Genomic DNA, 6,530 nt, shown 5'->3' with positions numbered 1-6,530 from the left:
CGCGAAAGCGGTGTGTCAGTCAGCATCAATGTGGCCTGTCACACCGCTTTCGCGAGCAAGCCCGCTCCCACAAGGAAAGCGCATGCCTCACTCAACATCCTCAAAACTCGCCCGAATCCTTTTCGGTCTCCTGGCCTACCTCAGCCTGGGCATCGGCTTGATCGCCATTGTCGTACCCGGCCTGCCGACCACCGAGTTCATCCTGCTGGCCGCCTGGGCCGCGACTAAAAGTTCGCCGCGCCTGAGCGCCTGGCTGGAAAACCATCGGCTGTTCGGTTCCATCCTGCGCAACTGGCGCAACGGCAAAATCATCACCCGCCGAGCCAAGCTCAGCGCCACCGTCAGCATGCTGCTGTGCGCCGGGTTGATGCTGGTGACGTTCGATCATGGCTGGCCGATCTATCTGGCGATTGCCGGCATGAGCCTGGGCAATCTGTGGATCTGGTCGCGGCCGGAATCGTTGCCGACAATTTCCTGAATTTTTGTCCTTTTCAGGGCATTTTCCTGCGCAAACGTTCACCTGTTACCGTTCGTCGGCTTCGCGTTCATGCAACCTTTGCCCACGCCGATGTGCCTTAAATGGCGCTGAATGGACTTGGCGAATTGGGTCGATCCCGACTCACAGCCAACACCTCATCCATTCGCGAGTTCGTCCTATGTTCGACTCTCTCTCCATCCGCCTGAAAATCGTCCTGCTCTCCGGTCTGTGCCTGCTGGGCGTGGTCGTCCTGATCGTCGGCATGAACATCTACCAGACCGATCAGAACGATGAACTGGTCAGCGCCTCCAGCAGCAAGATGCTCACCGCCAGCGTGCAGAACCTGCTCCAGGCCAAGGCCGCCGAGCAAGCGGTGCGGGTGCAGAAGACCTTCGGCGAAAACCTCCTGGTGGTGACCGCCCTGGCCGATCAGATCAAGGACATGCGCAACATGGCGACCAAGCGCTCCCTTGACGCCGGCGCCCTGCGTGAAGAGTTGAACCTGAGCCTGAAAACCGCCTTCGAGCGCAACAGCAAAGTGCTCGGCATCTGGCTGGCATTCGAGCCCAATGGCCTCGACGGCAAGGACAGCGAATTCGCCAACGATGCGGCTCGCCAGTCCAACGAAGCCGGTCGTTTCGCCAGCTACTGGAGCCGTGCCGGCGGTGTCGGGATCAACACGATAATGGTCGAAGACGACATGACCAAAACCACCTTGAGCCTCAGCGGCACGCCCTATAACAGCTGGTACACCTGCCCTCGCGACAGCAAGCGCACCTGCCTGCTCGACCCGTATGCCGACACCGTCGCCGGCAAGGAAATGCTGATGACCACCATTTCCGTACCGCTGCTGGTGGATGGCAAATCCATCGGCGTGGTCGGTGTGGACATCGCCCTCGACGCGCTGCAAGCCGCGGCGGTGGACTCCCAGCGCGATCTGTTCAACAGCGCCGGGCACATGCTGATCGTCTCCGGCAGCGGTGTACTCGCCGGTTACAGCGTCGACGCGAGCAAGGTCGGCAAAAGCATCGGCGACACCCTGGGCGCAGACGGCAAGGACGTCCTGCAATTGCTCAGCGCTGGCACGCCGAAAATTCTCGAACAGGGCGACCTGATCCGTGCGGTGTACCCGGTCAGTCCGATTGCCGAGTCCAAGGCCTGGGGCGTGGTGATCGACCTGCCGAAACAGGTGTTGCTGGCCGACTCGGTCAAGCTGCAAGCCGTACTCGATGACGCCCAGCAAAGCGGCACGATCAAAGCCGTGTTGGTAGCGGTAATTGCCGGCCTGGTCGGGCTGTTGCTGATCTGGCTCACGGCGTCCGGCGTGACTCGACCGATCAACAGCGTGGCCGAGATGCTCAAGGCGATTGCCAGCGGCGACGGCGACCTGACGCAGCGTCTGCACTACAGCAAGAAAGACGAACTGGGTGAACTGGTGAGCTGGTTCAACCGCTTCCTCGACAAGCTGCAACCGACCATCGCGCAGATCAAACAAAGCATCACCGATGCGCGCGGCACCGCCGACCAGTCTTCGGAAATCGCCCGCCAGACCAGCGAAGGCATGCAGGTGCAGTTCCGCGAAATCGACCAGGTCGCCACTGCGTCCAACGAAATGAGCGCCACCGCCCACGACGTCGCCAACAGTGCCTCGAACGCGGCGAATGCGGCCAAGGGTGCCGACCAGTCGGCCCGCGACGGCATGTCGATCATCGAGCGCAGCACCCGCGACATCAATCAACTGGCCGACGAAGTCAGCAAGGCGGTGACCGAAGTCGAAGCACTGGCGGTCAACAGCGAGCAGATCGGCTCGGTGCTGGAAGTGATCCGCAGCATCGCCGAGCAAACCAACCTGCTGGCGCTCAACGCGGCGATTGAAGCGGCGCGTGCCGGCGAGAGCGGTCGCGGGTTTGCGGTGGTCGCCGATGAAGTGCGCAACCTGGCCAAACGCACCCAGGACTCGGTGGAAGAAATCCGCATCGTCATCGAGCGCATCCAGACCGGCACTCGCGGCGTGGTGGCCACGATGCATTCGAGCCAGACCCAGGCTCACAGCAACGCCGGGCAGATCCAGCAAGCTGTGCAGGCCTTGAGCAAAATCAGCGACGCAGTAACGGTCATCAGCGACATGAACCTGCAAATCGCCAGCGCCGCCGAACAGCAAAGCGCCGTGGCCGAAGAGGTCAACCGCAACGTCTCGGCGATCCGCACCGTCACCGAAACCCTGACCGGCCAAGCCACCGAATCGGCACAGATCAGCAGCCATCTCAATTCGTTGACCTCCCACCAGATGAAACTGATGGATCAGTTTCGGGTGTAACCCTCAAAAGATCGTCCGAAGGCTCGGGCCGCGTTCGGACGATCTTTTGATCTATGCTGCCCTCTCTCCCGGAGGGCCTTCGATGACTGATTTACTCACGTCCATTCAAGCCGCACTCGGCTTGCCTCACACGCCGATTCCATTCACCTCGAGCGGCGCCCTGCCCTCGGCGTTTGCCGTCACCGACCTGGCATGCGCCAGCATTGCCGCTGGCGGCCAGGCTGCCAGCGAATGGCTGCAGCAACAAACCGGTCGCTTACCCAGCCTTGAGGTCGATCGGCGCCTGGCCTCTTTCTGGTTCGCCACGTCGATCCGCCCGTTAGGCTGGACCGTCCCGCCACTCTGGGATCCGGTCGCCGGTGACTACGCCACAAAGGATGGCTGGATCCGTCTGCACACCAACGCGCCCCATCACCGCGCCGCTGCCGAAAAAGTGCTCGGCGCCTGTGCCGACCGTGCAGCGATGGCAAGCAAGGTTGCTCAATGGGCCAAAAGCGATCTGGAGCAAGCCGTGGTCGATGCCGGTGGCTGCGCCGCCGAGATGCGTAGCTGGGCGCAATGGCAGGCGCATCCTCAAGGTCAGGCTGTGAACGCCGAGCCGCTGATTCAGTTTGCTGAAAACAGCCGCCAGAACGCGAAACCGTGGCAAGGCTCGGTGGCGCAACCGCTGGCCGGGATCAAGGTGCTGGATTTGACTCGAGTGCTCGCCGGACCGATCGCCAGCCGTTTTCTGGCAGGCCTCGGCGCCGACGTTTTGCGCATCGACCCACCGACCTGGAACGAACCCGGCGTGGTGCCGGAAGTCACCTTGGGCAAACGCTGCGCACGCCTGGACCTGCACGACAAGACTGATCGCGCGGTGTTCGAAAGCCTGCTCAAGGACGCTGACATTCTGCTCCACGGCTACCGCGCCGACGCACTGGAACGCTTGGGTTACGACGTCGCCGAACGCCAGAAACTGGCGCCCGGCCTGATCGACGTCAGCCTCAATGCTTACGGTTGGAGCGGCCCGTGGCAGAACCGCCGCGGCTTCGACAGCCTGGTGCAAATGAGCAGCGGAATCGCCGACGCTGGCATGCAGTGGAAGCGCGCGGACAAGCCGACGCCATTGCCCTTGCAAGCGCTCGATCACGCCACCGGGTATTTGATGGCGGCCAGTGCGATTCGATTGTTGGGGCGTAGTGGATCGGCGCGGTTGTCGTTGGCGCGTACGGCGAAGTTGCTGATTGAAAATGGTGCGGGAACAGATGAGCCGTTGCGGGCGGAGGATGACAACGATCAAGGGCTGTTGGTTGAGCAGACGCCCTGGGGACCGGCGCATCGGTTGCAGGTGCCATTGAAAATTACGGGGACGCCGCTGCAGTGGGCACTTCCGGCTTCGGAATTGGGGTCGCATCGCGCGCAGTGGTAGCCGACTGATCGTTCGCCCGACAGACTGGAAAAGTCGCGGTGATCGGTCCACTCTCGGACACGGCGACACCGGATAAGCTATCAATAAAGGAAACTCCGAGGGCAGGCCTGAGGTCTGCCCTGATTCAATGCCTTTTTGAAGGAGAAACGCTAAATGGCCATGTTCGAGCCCGGTCACCTGCACATCGAGCGCCAAGCGCTGACCAAGGACGATTACGGTTACAACCTGCACATCGAATATGCAGTCAGCCAGGATCCCAAGGAAGGCGAAGGCATGCTGTTCAAGATGCATGGCACGGTTGGGGACAAGGAATTGAAGGAAGAATTCTTCCTGCCCAAGGATCAGGCGTTCGACTTCGCCCGGCATGCCACGCGCATCGCGCAGAAGTACGGGATGCCCAAAGAGGCCAGTATCGGCTCGATACACAAGGAGTACGACGCCATGTTTGAAGATGTGCGTGCGCAGCTCCACGTCAAATCCGGTGATCCGGTCAAACCTGAGCATCTGGAATAACCCAATTCTTCAGTAAAAGCTGAACCTGTGGGAGCGGGCTTGCTCGCGAAAGCGGTCTGACAGCCGACATCGACAGTGACTGACACTCCGCCTTCGCGAGCAAGCCCGCTCCCACATTGGTTCGGTGTAACGCTGAAGTCCCGCGCAGGATTTCACCATTGGCCCGCCCCAAGGCATACTTGCCACCCTCCGCACTCCAGAACCCAAAAACGCCCCATGCGTATCCACGTCAGCTTCATCGACCGCGTCGGCATTACCCAGGAAGTCCTGGCCCTGCTCGGTGGGCGCAATCTCAATCTGGATGCGGTGGAAATGGTCCCGCCCAACGTCTACATCGATGCCCCGACCCTGAGCCCGGAAGTCCTCGAAGAGCTGCGCGATGCGTTGTTCAGCGTGCGCGGCGTGCAAGCGGTGACGGTGGTCGACATTCTTCCCGGCCAGCGTCGGCACCTGCAGCTTGATGCGTTGCTCGCGGCCATGACCGATCCGGTCCTGGCGCTGGACGGTGCCGGCAAGGTGCTGCTGGCCAACCCGGCACTGATTGCGTTGTACGGTCGCGAACCTGACGGCGAAAGCATCGCCGACTTGTTCGCCGACCCGACACTGCTCGAAGCCCTGCTGGAAAACGGCTTTCGCCTGCCGCTGCGGGAAGTCACCGTCAACGGCCAGACGCTACTGTTGGACGCCACACCGATTACCGACGCCGGCGCCCTGCTGACCCTGTATCAACCGAACCGCATCGGCGAGCGCCTGTCGGCGCTGCACCACGACCATGCCGAAGGTTTCGATGCGCTGCTCGGTGAGTCCCCGGCGATTCGGACCCTCAAGGCCCGCGCCCAACGCGTTGCGGCCCTCGATGCACCGTTGTTGATCCAGGGCGAAACCGGCACCGGCAAAGAACTGGTGGCGCGTGCCTGCCACGCCATCAGCGCCCGGCACAGTTCGCCATTTTTGGCGCTGAACTGCGCGGCATTGCCGGAGAACCTCGCCGAAAGCGAACTGTTCGGCTACGCCCCCGGCGCCTTCACCGGCGCGCAACGAGGCGGCAAACCGGGGCTGATGGAACTGGCCAACCAGGGCACGGTGTTTCTCGATGAGATCGGTGAGATGTCGCCGTACTTGCAGGCCAAGTTGCTGCGTTTCTTGAACGATGGCAGCTTCCGCCGGGTAGGCGGGGATCGTGAGGTGAAGGTCAATGTGCGGATCCTCAGCGCCACGCACCGCGACCTGGAAAAAATGGTCAGCGAAGGTTCGTTCCGCGAAGACCTCTTCTATCGCCTCAACGTCCTGAACGTCGAAGTCCCGCCGCTGCGCGAACGCGGCCAGGACATCCTGCTGCTGGCCCGCTACTTCATGCAGCAGGCCTGCGCGCAGATCCAGCGCCCGGTCTGTCGCCTGGCGCCCGGCACCTATCCGGCCCTGCTGGGCAATCGCTGGCCGGGCAACGTGCGGCAATTGCAGAACGTGATCTTCCGCGCCGCCGCCATTTGCGAAAGCAGCCTGGTCGACATTGGCGACCTCGATATCGCCGGCACCTCCGTGGCGCGTCAGAGTGACAGCGACGTCGATAGCCTCGAACAGGCGATGGAAGAGTTCGAGAAGACCCTGCTGGAAAAACTCTACGTCAGCTACCCCTCGACCCGCCAACTGGCCAGCCGCCTGCAAACCTCCCACACAGCCATCGCCCATCGGTTGCGCAAGTACGGCATTCCCAATAAGCCGTAAGGCCTACTCGGTCAAAATGTGGGAGCGGGCTTGCTCGCGAATGCGGTGGGTCAGTCAAATCAATGCTAACTGACACACCGCATTCG

The 6,530-nt window shown here is 61.9% G+C and carries 5 protein-coding genes and 1 pseudogene; all 6 read left to right on the top strand.

All coding sequences use genetic code 11. The features are described from left to right. The first annotated feature begins 82 nt into the window (after nucleotides 1-82). The 6 genes and pseudogenes from KGB23_RS29845 to KGB23_RS29825 all read left to right on the top strand — a co-directional run bounded on the left by KGB23_RS29845 (nucleotide 83) and on the right by KGB23_RS29825 (nucleotide 6,444). Nucleotides 83-478, top strand: a complete 396-nt coding sequence (locus KGB23_RS29845) for a YbaN family protein (RefSeq protein ID WP_223433674.1) — start codon at nucleotides 83-85, stop codon at nucleotides 476-478. A 178-nt stretch (nucleotides 479-656) separates the two neighbouring features. Continuing rightward, nucleotides 657-1,889 (top strand): annotated as a pseudogene (locus KGB23_RS30560) (chemotaxis protein); the annotation flags it as partial. A gap of 150 nt (nucleotides 1,890-2,039) precedes the next feature. After that, nucleotides 2,040-2,795 (top strand): methyl-accepting chemotaxis protein, encoded by a 756-nt coding sequence (locus KGB23_RS30555; protein ID WP_411741514.1) that lies wholly within the window; start codon nucleotides 2,040-2,042, stop codon nucleotides 2,793-2,795. A gap of 82 nt (nucleotides 2,796-2,877) precedes the next feature. Continuing rightward, nucleotides 2,878-4,206: a CoA transferase gene (locus KGB23_RS29835; RefSeq protein WP_223433672.1), complete on the top strand. Its 1,329-nt coding sequence runs from the start codon at nucleotides 2,878-2,880 to the stop codon at nucleotides 4,204-4,206. A gap of 153 nt (nucleotides 4,207-4,359) precedes the next feature. Continuing rightward, on the top strand, nucleotides 4,360-4,719 hold the full coding sequence (locus tag KGB23_RS29830; RefSeq protein WP_223433671.1) for a DUF5064 family protein: 360 nt from the start codon (nucleotides 4,360-4,362) through the stop codon (nucleotides 4,717-4,719). A gap of 216 nt (nucleotides 4,720-4,935) precedes the next feature. Beyond that, complete coding sequence (locus tag KGB23_RS29825; RefSeq protein ID WP_150657241.1) at nucleotides 4,936-6,444, top strand: sigma-54-dependent transcriptional regulator; 1,509 nt, start codon at nucleotides 4,936-4,938, stop codon at nucleotides 6,442-6,444. The last annotated feature ends 86 nt before the right edge of the window (nucleotides 6,445-6,530 follow it).

Source organism: Pseudomonas sp. GL-B-26, from assembly GCF_019947405.1.
Lineage (GTDB): Bacteria > Pseudomonadota > Gammaproteobacteria > Pseudomonadales > Pseudomonadaceae > Aquipseudomonas.
This window is presented reverse-complemented; position numbering and strand designations above follow the sequence as displayed.